12 protein-coding genes and 1 pseudogene are annotated in these 16305 nt (G+C 60.3%); 11 read left to right on the top strand and 2 right to left on the bottom strand.

Annotation, left to right across the window (positions count from 1 at the left end):
* Positions 1–199 precede the first annotated feature (199 nt).
* The 8 genes and pseudogenes from B3I26_RS09750 (at position 200) to B3I26_RS09715 (ending at position 9078) form a co-directional block, all read left to right on the top strand.
* Positions 200–1525 (top strand): ABC transporter substrate-binding protein, encoded by a 1326-nt coding sequence (locus tag B3I26_RS09750; RefSeq protein ID WP_296257421.1) that lies wholly within the window; start codon positions 200–202, stop codon positions 1523–1525.
* A 75-nt stretch (positions 1526–1600) separates the two neighbouring features.
* Positions 1601–2536, top strand: coding sequence for a carbohydrate ABC transporter permease (locus B3I26_RS09745; protein WP_296257419.1), 936 nt, complete (start codon positions 1601–1603; stop codon positions 2534–2536).
* 10 nt (positions 2537–2546) lie between these two features.
* Complete coding sequence (locus B3I26_RS09740; protein ID WP_133748924.1) at positions 2547–3380, top strand: carbohydrate ABC transporter permease; 834 nt, start codon at positions 2547–2549, stop codon at positions 3378–3380.
* Positions 3381–3507: 127 nt separating this feature from the next.
* On the top strand, positions 3508–4611 hold the full coding sequence (locus B3I26_RS09735; RefSeq protein WP_296257416.1) for an ABC transporter ATP-binding protein: 1104 nt from the start codon (positions 3508–3510) through the stop codon (positions 4609–4611).
* Positions 4612–4645: 34 nt separating this feature from the next.
* Positions 4646–6163 (top strand): mannitol dehydrogenase family protein, encoded by a 1518-nt coding sequence (locus B3I26_RS09730; RefSeq protein WP_296257415.1) that lies wholly within the window; start codon positions 4646–4648, stop codon positions 6161–6163.
* A gap of 7 nt (positions 6164–6170) precedes the next feature.
* Positions 6171–7652, top strand: coding sequence for a xylulokinase (xylB, locus tag B3I26_RS09725; RefSeq protein WP_296257413.1), 1482 nt, complete (start codon positions 6171–6173; stop codon positions 7650–7652).
* Between the two features lie 32 nt (positions 7653–7684).
* Positions 7685–8623 carry a carbohydrate kinase family protein gene (locus B3I26_RS09720; RefSeq protein ID WP_296257411.1) on the top strand — a complete coding sequence of 313 codons (939 nt, stop codon included), beginning with the start codon at positions 7685–7687 and terminating at the stop codon, positions 8621–8623.
* 60 nt (positions 8624–8683) lie between these two features.
* Positions 8684–9078, top strand: a pseudogene (locus B3I26_RS09715) (type II toxin-antitoxin system HicB family antitoxin).
* A 105-nt stretch (positions 9079–9183) separates the two neighbouring features.
* Here the strand turns inward: B3I26_RS09715 and B3I26_RS09710 are convergent.
* Together B3I26_RS09710 and B3I26_RS09705 are read right to left on the bottom strand one after the other, a co-directional pair.
* Positions 9184–9795 (bottom strand): hypothetical protein, encoded by a 612-nt coding sequence (locus B3I26_RS09710; RefSeq protein WP_296257409.1) that lies wholly within the window; start codon positions 9793–9795, stop codon positions 9184–9186.
* Between the two features lie 223 nt (positions 9796–10018).
* The gene (locus B3I26_RS09705; protein ID WP_409521967.1) at positions 10019–12904 is read right to left on the bottom strand and encodes a sensor domain-containing phosphodiesterase; all 2886 of its coding nucleotides are present in this window, start codon (positions 12902–12904) and stop codon (positions 10019–10021) included.
* A 307-nt stretch (positions 12905–13211) separates the two neighbouring features.
* Between B3I26_RS09705 and B3I26_RS09700 the strand changes: the two genes are divergently transcribed.
* The 3 genes from B3I26_RS09700 (at position 13212) to B3I26_RS09690 (ending at position 16294) form a co-directional block, all read left to right on the top strand.
* The gene (locus B3I26_RS09700) at positions 13212–14276 is read left to right on the top strand and encodes an NAD(P)-dependent alcohol dehydrogenase (protein ID WP_296257407.1); all 1065 of its coding nucleotides are present in this window, start codon (positions 13212–13214) and stop codon (positions 14274–14276) included.
* A gap of 372 nt (positions 14277–14648) precedes the next feature.
* The gene (locus tag B3I26_RS09695) at positions 14649–15311 is read left to right on the top strand and encodes a (2Fe-2S)-binding protein (protein WP_296257405.1); all 663 of its coding nucleotides are present in this window, start codon (positions 14649–14651) and stop codon (positions 15309–15311) included.
* Positions 15311–16294 carry an FAD binding domain-containing protein gene (locus B3I26_RS09690; RefSeq protein ID WP_296257402.1) on the top strand — a complete coding sequence of 328 codons (984 nt, stop codon included), beginning with the start codon at positions 15311–15313 and terminating at the stop codon, positions 16292–16294. The genes B3I26_RS09695 and B3I26_RS09690 overlap by 1 nt, the downstream gene beginning before the upstream one ends.
* Positions 16295–16305 lie beyond the last annotated feature (11 nt).

Genomic DNA, 16305 nt, shown 5'->3' with positions numbered 1-16305 from the left:
CCGCAGCCTTGGAGGGCGCCGTTTCATCGCGATGCCGTGTGAACTACCAGTGCAAGAAAGTATCAGTTCAAGTGTGCCGCAGGATTTGTCATTGCCCGTGCGGACCGTTGTAATCAGTGGACATTCTTCCTGGTCTTTGGAAGAAACAAAAACAATAACCAAGCTTCTGTCGCCTCCCGGCGTAGAAGAGGAGTGATAAATGAAGACCTCTGCAAAAGTTCTCCTTGCTGGCACCTGTCTCACTCTCGGCGTAACCCTCTGCAACAGCGCAAGCGCAGGCGACGTGACCATCGCCACCGTCAACAATAGCGACATGATCCGCATGCAGCGGCTGTCCAAAACCTTCGAAGAACAGCATCCCGATATCAAGCTCAAGTGGGTCGTTCTGGAGGAGAACGTGTTGCGTCAGCGACTGACCACGGATATCGCCACCAAGGGCGGACAGTTCGACGTGCTGACCATCGGCATGTACGAAGCCTCACTCTGGGGCGCCAAGGGTTGGTTGAAAGAGGTGGACAATCTCCCGGCGTCCTATGCGCTGGACGATGTATTTCCCTCGGTGCGGGATGGCCTGTCGGTCGATGGCAAGCTGTTCGCCCTGCCGTTCTACGCCGAAAGCTCGATCACCTACTACCGCAAGGACCTGTTCCAGGCCGCCGGGCTGACCATGCCCGAACGTCCCACCTGGAGTCAGATCAACGAATTCGCCGATAAGCTCACCGACAAATCGAAAGAGCAGTACGGCATTTGCCTGCGCGGCAAAGCTGGCTGGGGTGAGAACATGGCACTGATCACTACGGTCGCCAATGCCTTCGGCGCGCGCTGGTTCGACGAGCAGTGGAAGCCGCAGTTCGACCAGCCAGAGTGGAAGAGCGCGCTGAACTTCTACGTCAACATCATGAAGAAAGACGGCCCTCCCGGCGCATCGAGCAACGGGTTCAATGAAAACCTTGCACTGTTCAACAGTGGCAAGTGCGCGATCTGGGTGGACGCCAGCGTTGCCGGCTCCTTCGTCACCGATAAATCCCAGAGCAAGGTGGCGGACAACGTAGGCTTTACCTACGCACCCCATGAAGTCACCGATAAAGGCTCGGCGTGGCTGTACTCGTGGGCCCTGGCAATTCCGACCAGTGCCAAGAACGACAAGGACGCGCGCGCTTTCACCGAGTGGGCGACCTCCAAGGAGTACGCCACACTGGTAGCCAAGACCGACGGCGTGTCCAACGTACCGCCGGGCACTCGCGCCTCGACCTATACCGATGAATACAAAAAAGCCGCGCCGTTCGCCAACATCACCCTTGAATCGCTCAAGGCCGTCACGCCCAAGGCGCCGACGCTCAAGCCAGTGCCTTACGTGGGCATCCAGTTGGTGACCATCCCTGAGTTCCAGTCCATCGGCACCTCCGTCGGGCAGCAGTTCTCCGCGGCGCTGGTCGGCACGTCATCGGTCGATCAGGCACTGACCAACGCGCAAAGCGTGTCCGAGCGTGAAATGAAGCGCGCGGGTTACCCGAAAAAGGGTTGATCCCGGCCGTTTCAAGGCAGCAGTCGGCAATCGGCTGCTGCCACGCTTACGCTCTTGCCCCGGTTCGGAGTCATCATGAACACCTCAACCATTACTCCTCGCACGGCTTCGGCCGACGATAAAGATCATCTCAAGAAAGGCAGCATCACCAAACCAGGGTGGTTCCTGGTCAGCCCTTCGGTCTTGTTGCTGCTGGTCTGGATGGTCGTCCCGCTGGGCATGACCATCTATTTCTCGTTGATTCGCTACAACCTGCTTAATCCGGGCGAGAACGAATTCGTCGGTCTGGAGAATTTCGAATTTTTCGTCACCGACTCGGGCTTCTTCCCAGGAGCCATGAACACCCTATTGCTGGTCGGCAGCGTGTTGGCCATCAGCGTAATTTTGGGCGTGTTGATCTCCGCTCTGCTGGAGGCCAGCGAGTTCTTCGGCCGCGGCATCGTCCGGGTCCTGCTGATATCGCCGTTCTTTATCATGCCCACTGTCAGTGCGCTGATCTGGAAGAACCTGATTTTCCATCCGGTCTCCGGGATCCTCGCTGCGGTGTGGAAGTTGTTTGGCGCCCAGCCGATCGATTGGCTGGCCAACTACCCGATGCTGTCGATCATCATCATCGTCTCCTGGCAATGGCTGCCGTTCGCGATCCTGATTCTAATGACCGCCATGCAGTCGCTGGATCAGGAACAAAAAGAAGCTGCGCGCCTGGACGGCGCCGGCCCCGTCGCGATCTTCTGGCACCTGACTCTGCCCCACCTGGCACGCCCCATCGCTGTCGTGGTGATGATCGAGACCATCTTTCTGCTCTCGGTGTTCGCCGAAATCTTCACCACCACCAACGGCGGTCCGGGCTTTGCCTCGACCAACCTTGCGTACCTGATCTACAACCAGGCGCTGTTGCAATTCGACGTGGGCATGGCATCGGCAGGCGGCTTGATTGCCGTGGTCATCGCCAACATTGCCGCGATCATCCTGATCCGGATGATCGGCAAAAACCTCACCGACAAGTCTTGAGGGCAAGGTCATGATGACGCTTAAACAATCCCGTCGCCTGCAAAGCGTGCTGCTCGGCACCTTGTCGTGGGTGATCGCGGCACTGATTTTCTTCCCGATCTTCTGGATGGTGCTGACCAGCTTCAAGACCGAACTGGACGCGTTCGCTACCCCGCCTCAGTTCATCTTCACGCCGACCCTGGAAAACTACCTGCACATTCAGGAGCGCAGCGATTACTTCCACTTCGCCTGGAACTCGATCCTGATCTCGTTCAGTGCGACCATTCTGTGCTTGCTGATCGCGGTGCCGGCCGCCTATTCGATGGCATTCTTCGAAACCAAGCGCACCAAGAGCACCCTGCTGTGGATGCTGTCGACCAAAATGCTGCCGCCGGTGGGCGTGCTGATGCCCATCTACCTGCTGGCCAAGACGTTTGGCCTGCTGGATTCGCGCATCGCGTTAATCGTGATCTACACCCTGATCAACCTGCCGATCGTGGTCTGGATGATTTACACCTATTTCAAGGACATCCCCGGCGAGATTCTCGAAGCCTCGAGGCTGGACGGCGCAACCACGCGCCAGGAAATCTTCAAGGTGCTGATCCCGATCTGCAAAGGCGGCTTGGCTTCCACCGCGCTGCTGTCGTTGATCCTGTGCTGGAACGAGGCCTTCTGGTCATTGAACCTGACCTCCTCAAATGCTGCGCCGCTGACTGCGCTGATCGCCTCTTATTCAAGCCCCGAAGGCCTGTTCTGGGCGAAGCTATCGGCAGTTTCAACGCTGGCGTGCGCGCCGATCTTGATCTTCGGCTGGATCAGCCAGAAGCAACTGGTACGCGGCCTGTCGTTCGGTGCGGTGAAATGATCAATAGCTGACGCAGAGCGTCATGGGGCTGCGCTCCTACGCGGAGCGTGGGAACGATCTCGCGTCCACGGCCATGTGAATCAACCACCCTTTTTGATGTATTTAAAGAATAAGACTGGAGCCCACTATGGCTAACCTGACAATCAGAAATCTGCAAAAAGGCTTCGACGGCCACCAGATCATCAAAGGCATCGACCTGGAGGTCAAAGACCGGGAATTCGTGGTCTTCGTCGGACCCTCAGGCTGTGGCAAATCCACCCTGCTGCGCTTGATCGCGGGCCTGGAAGACGTCACCGGTGGCAGCATCGAACTCGATGGCCGTGAAATCACTCAGGTCACTCCGGCCAAGCGTGATCTGGCGATGGTGTTTCAGACCTACGCTCTGTATCCGCACATGACCGTGGGCAAGAACCTGTCGTTCGCCCTGGACCTGGCGGGCACGCCGAAAGCGGAAGTGCAGAAAAAGGTCGCCGAAGCGGCGCGCATTCTGGAACTCGGGCCGCTGCTGGAGCGCAAGCCCAAGCAGCTGTCGGGCGGTCAACGCCAGCGCGTGGCGATTGGCCGGGCCATCGTACGCAACCCCAAAATCTTCCTGTTTGACGAGCCGCTGTCCAACCTTGACGCCGCGCTGCGCGTGCAGACCCGTCTTGAACTGTCGCGCCTGCATAAGGAGCTGGAGGCGACGATGATCTACGTGACCCACGACCAGGTTGAAGCCATGACCCTGGCTGACAAGGTGGTGGTGCTCAACGGCGGTCGCGTAGAGCAGGTTGGCTCGCCGCTCGAGTTGTACCACCACCCGGCCAACCTGTTCGTGGCGGGCTTCCTCGGCACGCCGAAGATGGGCTTTCTCAAGGGCAAGGTCAGCCGCGTGGATGCCGCAGGCTGCGCGGTCACCCTGGATGCCGGGACGACCATCAATCTGCCGTTCAGCAATGCGCAACAACGGGTTGGTGATGCGGTAACCCTGGGCATCCGTCCAGAGCATCTGGAACTGGCCAGGGATGGCGACTGCCAGCTGCAGGTCATCGCCGACGTCAGCGAACGCCTGGGCAGCGACACCTTTTGCCACGTGCGCACCACCTCCGGCGAAGCGCTGACCCTGCGTATTCGCGGAGACCTGGCCAGCCAGTACGGCGAAACCCTTAACCTGCACCTGGACAGCGCTCATTGCCACCTGTTCGACGCGCAGGGCCAAGTCATTCGCAAAGCCTTGCAGGCCGCCGCCTGAACGGGCAGCCAATCACAGAATCGGGAAAGTCGTCATGAAACTGAACAAACAAAACCTATCGAACCTGGGCCCTGGTATCGCCGTGCCCGCTTATGCCCTTGAAGATCGCCGCCAGGGCATTGCCCACATCGGCGTCGGCGGCTTCCACCGCGCGCACCAGGCGTTTTACACCGACGCACTGATGTCTCTCGGAGCACAGAACAGCAGCAGCGAAGGTCTGGACTGGGCCATCTGCGGCGTCAGTCTGCGCGAAGAAGACCGCGGCAACTTCCAAGCGTTGGAAGGTCAGGACTTCCTCTACACACTGTTCGAGCTGGGCGACTCCCCCGGCACCGAAACCCGGATCATCGGCTCCATGAGCCAGATGCTGATGTCCACTGACAACGATCTGGCGCTGATCGACAAGCTTGCCAGCCCGCAGATTCGCATCGTCTCGTTAACCATTACCGAAGGCGGCTACTGCATCGACGACAGCACCGGCGAGTTTATGAGCCACGTGCCGCAAATCCAGTACGACCTGCAGCACCCGGCGACACCGAAAACCGTGTTCGGCTACCTGTGCGCGGCGCTGGCCAGACGCCGCGCCGAGGGTACGCCTGCGTTTACCCTGATGTCCTGCGATAACCTGCCGCACAATGGCGCGGTGACCCGCAAGGCGCTGCTGACGTTCGCCAAACTGCGCGACGCCGAACTGCACGACTGGATCGCCGACAACGTGAGCTTTCCCAATGCCATGGTCGATCGCATCACGCCCATGACCAGCACCGCCCACCGCCTGCAGCTGCATGACGAGAAAGGGATCGACGATGCCTGGCCGGTGGTCTGCGAACCATTCGTGCAGTGGGTACTGGAGGACAAGTTCGTCAATGGCCGTCCTGCGTGGGAAAAGGTCGGCGTGCAGTTCACCCACGACGTCACGCCCTACGAAGAAATGAAGATCAAGCTGCTCAACGGTAGTCACCTGGCCTTGACGTACCTCGGCGCATTGAAGGGCTATCGCTTCGTTCACGAAACCATGAACGATCGGCTATTCGTCGACTACATTCGCACCTACATGGATCTGGACGTGACCCCGCAGTTGGCGCCCGTGCCGGGCATCGATCTGACCGAATACAAGCAGACGCTGATCGACCGTTTCTCCAACCAGGCGATTGCCGACCAACTGGAGCGTGTGTGCTCCGATGGCTCGTCGAAGTTTCCGAAGTTCACCGTACCGACCATCAATCGACTGATCGTCGACAGCGGCAATATGGACCGTGCATCCCTGGTGGTCGCTGCCTGGGCGCTGTACCTGCAAGGCAACACGACTGGCGACTTCAAGGGCGAGAATGGCGTCGAATATAACGTCGTCGATCCGCGTGCCGACTTCTGCAAAGCGCTGGTCGCTGATGATGTGCTGGTGACGCAGCGCCTGCTCGATGTCGAGGAAATCTTCGGTGCTGCGATTCCGAAATCCGCGGAGTTCGTCGCCTCGTTCGAAAAGAACCTCAATAGCCTCAAGCAACTGGGCGTCAGTAAAACCCTGGAAAACCTGTTGGCGAAAACAGTCTGAGGTGAGCATGTTTCTCGGCATCGATTGCGGCACCCAAGGCACCAAGGCAATTGTGCTTGACGCCGTCAGCGGCAAGGTTCTGGGCGAAGGCTCGGCCGCGCACCAGATGATCGGCGGCGCCAACGGGCGTCGCGAGCAGGATGTGCAGCAATGGCTTAATGCGTTCGAACAGGCCAGCGCATCTGCGCTGCAGCAGGCAGGGATCACGGGCGCCCAGATTCAGGGCATCGGTGTATCCGGCCAGCAACACGGTCTGGTGATGATTGACGAGCTGGGCCATGTGCTGCGCCCGGCCAAGCTCTGGTGCGATACCGAATCGGCTGCCGAGAACGATCGTTTGCTGGACTATCTGGGTGGCGAAGCCGGTTCGCTGGAACGTCTGGGCGTTGCTATTGCGCCGGGCTATACCGTCTCCAAGTTGCTTTGGACCAAGGAGCAGTTCCCTGAGCTGTTCGCCCGGATCGACAAAATTCTGTTGCCCCACGACTTTCTCAATTACTGGCTGACCGGACGCTGCTGCAGCGAATTCGGCGACGCGTCCGGCACCGGTTATTTCAACGTGCGCAGCCGCCAATGGGACTACGACATCCTGCATCACATCGACCCAAGCGGCCGCTTGGTCAGGGCATTGCCTGAGTTGCTTCAGGCCCATGAGGCGGTGGGCAGGATCCTGCCGGCGATTGCCGAACGCCTGGGCCTGAACCCCGATGCCATCGTATCCAGCGGTGGTGGCGATAACATGATGGGCGCCATCGGCACCGGCAACATCGCACCAGGCTCGATCACCATGAGCCTGGGCTCATCGGGCACGGTGTATGCCTTCGCCGACGCAGGTAACGTCAGCGCCCAACCTTCGGTGGCGACCTTTTGCTCGTCGTCAGGGGGCTGGTTGCCACTGATCTGCACCATGAACCTGACCAACGCCACCAGCGCTATCCGCGAGCTGTTCGGGCTCGACATCGACGCGTTCAACGCTGCCATCGCCTGCGCGCCCATTGGCGCACAGGGGGTGCTGATGCTGCCATTCCTCAATGGCGAACGGGTGCCCGCCCTGCCCCACGCCACTGGGAGCATCCTGGGGCTGGACAGCACCAACCTGAGCCAAGCCAATCTGTGCCGGGCGGCGGTGGAAGGCACTACCTTCGGCCTGCGCTACGGTCTGGACCTGCTGCGCGACAGCGGCATCAAGAGCGACAGCATTCGCCTGATCGGCGGCGGCGCGAAAAGCGCGGTGTGGCGCCAGATCGTCGCCGACATCATGGACACCCCGGTCATCTGCACTAACGGCAGCGAAGCCGCAGCCTTGGGCGCGGCGATTCAGGCGGCCTGGTGTCACTCCCATGCCGAGGGCGACGGCGAGCCGCTGCAGGTGCTGTGCGAGCGTTGCGTCAGCCTCGACGCCAGCAGCGAAACCCAACCGCTGGCCGAACACGTAACGGCCTATCATGCGGTCTATCAGCACTATCGCGATCAATTGCAGAGCGTTTGACGGGCAGCCCGTCAGCCCTTAATGGAGTCCCTATGTATCTGGTCTGTGGCGAAGCACTGTTCGACTTTTTCAGTCAGCCGGACAGCAGCGGTCAAACGAACAAACTGGGCTTTCAGGCCATTGCCGGCGGCTCGCCGTTCAACGTCGCAGTGGGCTTGCGCCGCCTGGGAGTCGAGGCCGGGTTTTTCGCCGGCATTTCCACCGATTACCTGGGCAAGCGCCTGGCGACAGTGCTAAAGGAAGAAGGCGTGCGCGATGATTTCCTGATCCAGGTTGACGCACCGACCACCCTGTCGATGGTCGCGGTGGGCCCCGATGGCTCACCGCAATACAGCTTCCGCGGCGAAGGCTGCGCCGATCGGTTGCTGACCATTGAGCAGTTGCCGACCCTTGACGCCAACGTACGCGGCTTGCATGTCGGTTCGTTCTCCCTGGTCGTGCAGCCGGTCGCCGACGCGCTGCTGACGCTGGTGCAACGGGAAAGCAACCGGCGGCTGATCACCTTGGACCCCAACGTGCGCCTGAACCCCGCGCCGAGCATCGACCTGTGGCGCGGGCAGGTGGCCAAATTCGCCGAGCATGCCCACATCATCAAGGTCAGTGACGAAGACCTGCACCTCCTCTACCCGGACGCAGATCCCGAAACCGTGGCCAAAGGCTGGCTGCAGCACAACTGCCAACTGGTGATCATGACCCGCGGTCGCGAAGGCGCCACGGTCTTCACCCGCAACCTGGGCCAGTGGTCGGTGCCGTCACGGGAAGTCAAAACCGCCGACACCGTGGGCGCCGGAGACACCTTCCAGGCCGCGCTGATCGCCTTCCTTACCGAACGCGAACTCGACACCCCCGCCAGTCTGCCGACGTTAAGCCGCGAGACGCTGACCGGCATGCTCGAGTTTGCCGTGGCTGCGGCGGCAGTCACCTGCACGCGGGTGGGGCCGGACCTGCCGTATCGGGGTGAGGTGATTTAAGGCAGTTGGCCGTTTCTGTAGCAACTCGGCTTAGCTTTCAGCCTCCCGTAGGCGCACATCATGCAATGTCCCATCGCCATCGAATGGGACGACGAGACCACCGCCATCGGCATAGACGTCCCCGATATTGCGGATGCGTGACAGCAGGTGACACCTTTTGAGGACGCCTATCAAGCCGCTGTCGAAATCGCCCATATGCGCCTCGAGGACGTGGTGAGCCACGGACAGAAGTTGCCGATGCCCACGTCGGCCAGAAACCTTCATGACCATCCCGACTATGAAGATATGGGCTGGCGCGTGGTGGAATCGAGGTCACTCCCTATCTAGGCAAGACCGAAAAGGTCAACGTCACGCTGCCAGGTTTCGTCATTCAGCGCACCGATCAATATGTGCGCGACCACAACATCCAGCGCCGATCATCCTTTCTGGCGGACGCTGCGCTGGAAAAAAACTAACCGGCCTCTGAAACTTACAGGGTCCGTTCACGCATAAAAAGGGGCAGCCGGTCTCAACCGCTGCCCCTTTGATCCGTCACCCACATAACCCGCCCGGCGTATGCATCAGGCCATTTCAGCCTTCGCCATGGCGATCCGGGTCTTAACCTCCTGTTCGGCAACTTGCTGTTCCTGACGGGCTTTCTGCAGTTCGTTGACGTTCTTGTCTATCGCCGCCTGCTGCTCTGGCGTCATGCTGTCGTACTCTTGCTTGCTCACGCCGGTGAGTTGCTGGCGAATCTTATCGGCATCGCTCTGATTCATGTAAGCCAGAAACTCTTCCTTGACCGATGAAGCCCCCGATGTGCTGGAGTCGCTGTCGTCGACTGCGGCGATTTGCTTGTCGACGCTTTTGCTCACACTGTCCGTTGCTGCGATTTGCTTGTCGCTGCCAGAAGCGAATGCCGCCGCTGCGCCAGCCTTGTCATCATCCGAGACGGACGCAGTGGTATTGGCCAGCGCGGCCTTGAGGTTCACCATCATTTTCGCGAACGACTCGTTGTAACCCGGATCGGTATTGCTCTGAGTCGAGCTGTCGGTGCTGTCCGCAATCGCCGCAACTTGCGCTTGAGCGCCCGCCATTGTGCTGGCGTACGCGTCCTTGTCCGCTGTGTCGTATTGCGTGTGCGCCACAGCCTTGGACACGAACTGCTGGATGGCACTGTTACCAATGATCATCTTTCACCTCCTTTCAGGTTGTCGATGCCATGGAACTCACAGCAAAACCGGTGCCATATCGTGTTACAGCCGCCGTAAGACGCAGTCTGCAAGGATCTGGGGGCTCTCCAGGGAGCAGAAAAGCGGCAACGTTGGCCTGGATTTGCCGACAGCGGCTACCGCAAGCGGCAGGCCCTCGCCGCACTGCCGGAAACACCTTGCGCAGAAGCCGGCTTGGGAAGGTTCAAACCAGAGCGCTTAAATCCAGCTTGTCCTGGGGCACCGGCATCGAGAAATAATAGCCTTGAGCCTGTCCGGCGCCCATCTCGCGCAGCAGCTGCAACGTCTCGGCGTCTTCTACACCTTCGGCGACCACCGTCAGGCCCAGGGACTCGGCCATGCGTACGATGGCCCGCACGATGGCGCGGCTACGCGAACTGGTGGTCAGTTCGAGGGTGAAGGACTTGTCGATCTTCAGGCCGCTGAAATGGTACTGATGCACGTAACTGAGCGATGAGAACCCCGCGCCGAAGTCATCGAGCACGGTCGAGACGCCATTGTCGGCCAGATGCTTCATCGCCTGGCGCGCCAGCTCCGGCTCGGCCACCAGCGCTCCTTCGGTCAATTCCAGGCAAATGCGCGAAGGCGCCAGGCCATGCAGGGCAAGCAGGCCGAGCACCTCGCTGGCGAACTCCGGGCGGCTGATGCTGTAACTGGAACAATTGACATGCACGGTGGGCCAATGAGCGTGACTGGGTTGCGCCAGCATCGCTACTACTTGCTGCAGCATGTAGAAGTCCAGCCGGCCGATCAGCCGCAGCCCCTCAAGCGCAGGCAGGAAGTGCCCCGGGGCGATCACCCGACCGTCAGCCTGCCGCCAGCGAATGAGCGCCTCCAACGCCAGAACCTTGCCGCTGGCCACGTCGATGATCGGCTGGAAATACGGCAGCAATTCGTCGGTGCGCTTGAGCGCGTTACGCAGCGCGCCCTCCTGCTCCATCTGATCGGACACCTCGCGACGCACTTCCTGGTTGAACACGGCATAACTGTCGCGCCCGGCGTTCTTGACCCGGTACATCGCCGTGTCGGCATCGCGCAGCAGGTCGGCAGGCTCCTTGTGAAATTGCAGATCCGCGCCGACCACGCCGATGCTGCACGAGGAAAACACCGCATGACCGTCGATGTAGAAAGGCACGTCGAATGCCAGCAGGATGCGCTCGGCGATGGCCACTGTGATGTCCGGTGGCGCGGCATAGGCGAGCACCGCAAACTCATCGCCGCCCAGCCGCGCCAACAGGTCGCTGTCGCGCATGCAACTGCGCAGACGGTCGGCGGCCTGAATCAACAACAGGTCGCCGGAGTGATGGCCGAGGCTGTCGTTGACCATCTTGAAGCGGTCCAGGTCAATGAACATCACCGCCAGTTCGTGGCCGTGGTGGCAGAAGTCCTCCCAGGCCACCTGCAGACGCTGCTGCAGATGGCTGCGATTGGGCAGCCCGGTGAGCGAATCGTGGGCGTTTTCATGTTGCAGCTTGGCGTTGGCGTAATCCAGTTCCCGGGTACGGTCCTGCACCCGGGCCTCAAGGCGCAGGTTGGCGGTGTGAATCGCCTCGGCAGCGCTGCGCCGTGACAGTGCGGTGTCGATGTGCCGCGACACGAAGGTCAGCAAATCCTGGTCGCGCAGCGAATAGCTGACATGAGGTGAGTAACTCTGCACCGCCAGCACCCCACGCACCACATCACCGTCGAACAGCGGAATGCCCAGCCAGGAACAGGAGCGGTTGACCTCATTTTGCAGGGTGATCTCGCCGGTGCTTTCCAGGCGCCACGCTTCGGCACTGTCGATCAGGCACGGGCGGCGCTGTCGGATCACGTATTCGGTGAACCCGCGCTCGCCACGGCGCGGGTCGGGGCGGCGGGTCAGGCGTTCGTCGACGTAGTATGGGAAGGTCACTTCGGTGGTCGCGTCATCGAACAGTGCAATGTAGAAGTTCATCGCGAACAGCAGCTCGCCGACGATGCCGTGCAGGCTCTTGAACAGGTCGGCCATGTCACCCGGCTGGCTGGACAGCTCGGTGATCTGAAACAGCGCGCTTTGCAGATGCTCGGCGCGCTCGCGGTCGGCCACCTCGTTCCTGAGGGCATCGTTGAGCCGCGACAGTTCCAGTGTCCGGCGCGCCACGGTCTCCTCCAAATGCGCGCGATGCAGAATCCGGTCCAGCGCCATCGCCACATGGCGCGCGACCACCATAAACAGCTCCTGATCCTCGACGCTGTACACCCGCGAGATGTCATAGACCTGCATGGCGAGCATGCCGAATACATCGTCCGAGGCGTTTTTCAGTGGTACTCCCATCCAGAACTCGGGACGATGGCCCAGGCAGTAAAAGCGCTCGGCGTCCTTCGCCCGCTCGATGGCAGCCGCATCGACGAACAACGGTTGCTCGGTGGTCAGCACGTAGCCGGTCATCGACAGCCGCTGCGGATCGACGAATTCGTAGGTCTCGGCCTCCAGGGCATCGACATCGGTGATGTCGATGTAATACGGGTATGTGATTCTGCCTGTCTGGCTCTCATACAGCGCCATGTAGAAGTTCTCGGCATCGATCAGCGTGGACAGCTGCTGGTGCACACCGTGCAGGAACGCTGAACGATCACGGGTCGAACTGGCCAGGTAGGTGATCTCGTACAGCACCCGCTGGGTCACCTGGGCCCGCGCCAACGCATCGCTCTGCAGGCGCAGCCCCAGTTTGCCTGCCAGCGCGACCAGAAATGGATTGCCCGACTCACGCTCCGGGGTCAGCAGCCATCCCAGCGGCGTCTCGCCCTGGCCGGTGACCCATCGCTGCAAGCCATGTTCACGGCAAAAAGCATCGAACCCCTCTCGGGGGATATGTCGGGGCCACTCGGTCGCTGCATCGCCCTGTCCCAACAGGTGCATGTGCTGGTTAGCGCGGTAAGCCGCCCAGCTCAATCCTGGGGCAGCAAGGGCCGCCGCCTGCAGCAACGCTTCAAGAGAGCTTTCGTCGGTCATTGATGACACGTTCTCCGATCCGTCGCGTGTCTGAAGCAACGCCTGTTGCGGGGCAACTGGCGACCACTGAGTGGGGGACAAGACATGGAAATTCATAGGCGCTCCATTGCCAGCGTGGCACTGGGCTATCTTTATGGGGTCGGACCGATAGTTGCAAGCGCCATATTCGTGTTTGCTGTCTATAAACGACGGAAAAAATGGGATTTAGCGACATTTCACGTGCGTTTCGTCCGACTCCCTGTTTTATATCGGCGCACGGGCACTGAAATAAAGGTGTTCAGCGCACACAGGGCCGCTTGAACGGCCCTCGAACACGCGCTGATCAATTATTGACCTTTAATTGCTCACGCCTGTCTGTGAATGCTGATACCGGTAACTTTTGCCCATGGGAGATGATCAAAAAATGATCAAGACTTACAGCTACGCCGCGCAAAAATCCACCGACAGACTGGCGCCATTTCAGATCGAGCGGCGCGAACCCGGCGCCGACGACGTGCAGATCGACATTTTATATTGTGGCGTCTGCCACTCGGACCTGCACACTGCGCGCAACGAATGGAATAACACACTTTACCCCTCGGTACCGGGGCATGAAATCGTTGGCAAGGTCTCGGCGGTAGGTGCCAATGTCAAGACATTCAAGGTCGGTGATATGGCGGGTGTTGGCTGCATGGTCGACAGCTGCCAGCACTGCGCATCCTGCGCCGAAGGCGAGGAGCAGTACTGCGAGAATGGTTTCACCGGCACCTATAACGGCCCGGTCTTCGGCGGCGAAAACACCTTTGGCGGCTATTCCGACAAGATCGTGGTGAAGGAGAAATTCGTTCTGAAAATCTCCCACAAGGACAACCTGGCCGCAGTCGCGCCACTGCTTTGCGCAGGCATTACCACCTACTCGCCTCTGCACCACTGGAAAGTCGGCCCCGGCACCAAGGTCGGCGTGGTTGGCCTCGGCGGTCTGGGCCACATGGCCGTGAAGATTGCCCATGCCATGGGCGCTCACGTGGTGCTATTCACCACCTCGCCGAACAAACGCGAAGACGGCCTGCGTCTGGGCGCCGATAAAGTCATCGTGTCGAAGAACCCGGACGAAATGGCCACCCAGGCCAACCAGTTGGACTTCATCCTGAACACTGTTGCCGCGCCGCACGATCTGGATGCCTTCCTTAATTTGCTTAAACGTGACGGCACCATGACACTGGTGGGCGCGCCCGACAGCCCGCATCCATCTCCGACCGTGTTCAACCTGATCTTCAAACGCCGCAGCCTGGCGGGTTCGCTGATAGGGGGCATTCAGGAAACCCAGGAAATGCTGGATTTCTGCGCCAAACACGGCATCGTCTCGGACATCGAGATGATCCACATGAAGGACATCAACGAAGCATATGAGCGCATGATCAAGGGCGATGTGAAGTACCGCTTCGTCATCGACATGGCGACGATCACGGAACAAGCGTCAGCTGCCTGACATCGATAGCTGCGGGGTCGAGGGAGATCAATTCCCTGGCCCTGCTCTTGAACGCTTCTGCGGTCGAGCCGTTAAAAAACCGCAACCATCCGCAAGGTACTCGGTCCCAACTTTAGGATCATCGCAAACACACCGGCCCCGAATTTGCTCACCGCCTGCCTGACGCCTGGCGCGTCGCTCGGCACGCCGGGGCGTTTGGGCACCACCGTGCGTGATTAGCAAGAAAATCTCAAAACTGTATGCCGTTATTCCACGCAATGCGCCATTGACGTATTGGTTATCGTAGAACGCTAAATTTTTGTATCGCCGTACGCGCCTGTGCGCCGCCCACCGTCGGATCCAGGCATACCCAATGCTGACGAGGAACTGTCCATGACCGATCAGCCTGATAAAACAGAACCTGCCTGCGACCTCTCGGCCTTTACCGTGCCGTCACGACGAAACTTTCTTAAATCCATCGGTGTGTCTGGTCTTGCCGCCGCCACGGCACCGATATGGGCCCAGGCCCTTCAAGCCCAGGCTGCCGTACCCGACGACACCGAATCACCGGCAAAAGATGAGCGGCGTATTACGCTGAAGGTCAACGGCCAGGCCCACACACTGAATCTTCCGGGCAATGCCGCGCTGCTGGATGTGCTTCGCGACAGGTTGCGACTGACCGGCACCAAGAAAGGCTGCGACCATGGCCAGTGCGGCGCCTGTACCGTGCATGTCAACGGCGCGGCCATCAACTCATGCCTGTCGCTGGCGGCCATGCATGAAGGCGACGAAATCACCACCGTCGAAGGGCTTGCGAAAAACGGCACGCTGCATCCGGTGCAGGAAGCCTTTTGGGAGCACGACGCCTACCAGTGCGGCTACTGCACCAGCGGCCAGATCATGAGCGCCGTGGCCATGCTGCAGGACAAGAACATCGGCAGCGACGACCACAGCGTGCGTGAAGCCATGAGCGGCAACATCTGCCGCTGCGGCGCTTACAAGAACATTCTTGCGGCGATACAGAGCGCCCGCATCAAGCTGCAGGAGGTGACCTGATGAGAGCCCTGGATTATGTCCGCGCTGGCAGCATCGAGCAGGCCGTCGCCACCCACTCAAAGAGCCAGACCGCGTTTTTTCTGGCAGGCGGCACCACCCTGCTCGACCTGGTGAAACTCGACGTGATGCCGGCCGACCAGGTCATCGACGTAAACCACCTATCGCTTAAGCAGATCGAGGTGCAGACGGATGGCCGCGTGCGTATCGGCGCGTTGGTGACCAACACCGCCCTCGCCCACCACGCCTACATCGTCGAGCATTATCCGGTGCTCTCCCAGGCGCTGCTATCCGGCGCCACCACGCAGTTGCGCAACAAGGCGACCACCGCCGGTAACGTGATGCAGCGGGTGCGGTGCAACTATTTTCGTGACGGCTATTCGCCCTGCAACAAGCGCGAACCCGGTTCAGGCTGCGCGGCCATCGGCGGGCACAACCGTAGCGTGCATGCGGTGCTCGGCACCAGCGAGCAATGCATCGCCAGTCACCCGTCGGACATGTGCGTGGCCATGGCAGCGATTGGCGCCCAGGTCGAAGTTCAGGGGGCCAAAGGCAAACGCAGCATCGACTTTCTGGATTTCCATCGGCTACCCGGCGCGACGCCGTGGAAAGAACACGCCTTGCAGGACGACGAACTGATCACCCATGTGCTGCTCGATGCGCCGCTGGCTAACAGCAGATCGGGGTATCTGAAACTGCGTGACCGCGCCTCGTATCAGTTCGCCCTGGCCTCCAGCGCGGTGATTCTGGTGATGGACGGCGACACCGTGCGCCAGGCGCGTATCGCAATGGGCGGCGTGGCGACGCGACCCTGGCGGGCGCTGGAAGCCGAGCGCGCGCTGACGGGTGCCGCGCTTACCCCGCAGAACATGGAAAAAGCCGCTGCTATCGCCCTGCAGGGCGCCAAACCCCAGCGCCACAATGCGTACAAGATTGCCCTTGGACAGCAGGCGATCGTGCGCAACCTGAGCACTCTGACGGCCTGATCGGGAGGATC

This window comes from Pseudomonas sp. UBA5706, assembly GCF_002419965.1.
Classification (GTDB): Bacteria; Pseudomonadota; Gammaproteobacteria; order Pseudomonadales; family Pseudomonadaceae; genus Aquipseudomonas.
Note: the sequence above shows the minus strand (reverse complement) of the source record. Positions and strands in the feature narration are given on the sequence as shown.

Bases quoted from the DNA above. Each gene is read 5' to 3' on its own strand.
- B3I26_RS09700 (WP_296257407.1), top strand. From the start codon at position 13,212: ATGATCAAGACTTACAGCTACGCCGCGCAAAAATCCACCGACAGACTG.
- B3I26_RS09720 (WP_296257411.1), top strand. From the start codon at position 7,685: ATGTATCTGGTCTGTGGCGAAGCACTGTTCGACTTTTTCAGTCAGCCG.
- B3I26_RS09730 (WP_296257415.1), top strand. From the start codon at position 4,646: ATGAAACTGAACAAACAAAACCTATCGAACCTGGGCCCTGGTATCGCC.
- B3I26_RS09710 (WP_296257409.1), bottom strand. From the start codon at position 9,795: ATGATCATTGGTAACAGTGCCATCCAGCAGTTCGTGTCCAAGGCTGTG.
- B3I26_RS09735 (WP_296257416.1), top strand. From the start codon at position 3,508: ATGGCTAACCTGACAATCAGAAATCTGCAAAAAGGCTTCGACGGCCAC.
- B3I26_RS09740 (WP_133748924.1), top strand. From the start codon at position 2,547: ATGATGACGCTTAAACAATCCCGTCGCCTGCAAAGCGTGCTGCTCGGC.
- B3I26_RS09745 (WP_296257419.1), top strand. From the start codon at position 1,601: ATGAACACCTCAACCATTACTCCTCGCACGGCTTCGGCCGACGATAAA.
- xylB (WP_296257413.1), top strand. From the start codon at position 6,171: ATGTTTCTCGGCATCGATTGCGGCACCCAAGGCACCAAGGCAATTGTG.
- B3I26_RS09750 (WP_296257421.1), top strand. From the start codon at position 200: ATGAAGACCTCTGCAAAAGTTCTCCTTGCTGGCACCTGTCTCACTCTC.
- B3I26_RS09705 (WP_409521967.1), bottom strand. From the start codon at position 12,904: ATGAATTTCCATGTCTTGTCCCCCACTCAGTGGTCGCCAGTTGCCCCG.
- B3I26_RS09695 (WP_296257405.1), top strand. From the start codon at position 14,649: ATGACCGATCAGCCTGATAAAACAGAACCTGCCTGCGACCTCTCGGCC.
- B3I26_RS09690 (WP_296257402.1), top strand. From the start codon at position 15,311: ATGAGAGCCCTGGATTATGTCCGCGCTGGCAGCATCGAGCAGGCCGTC.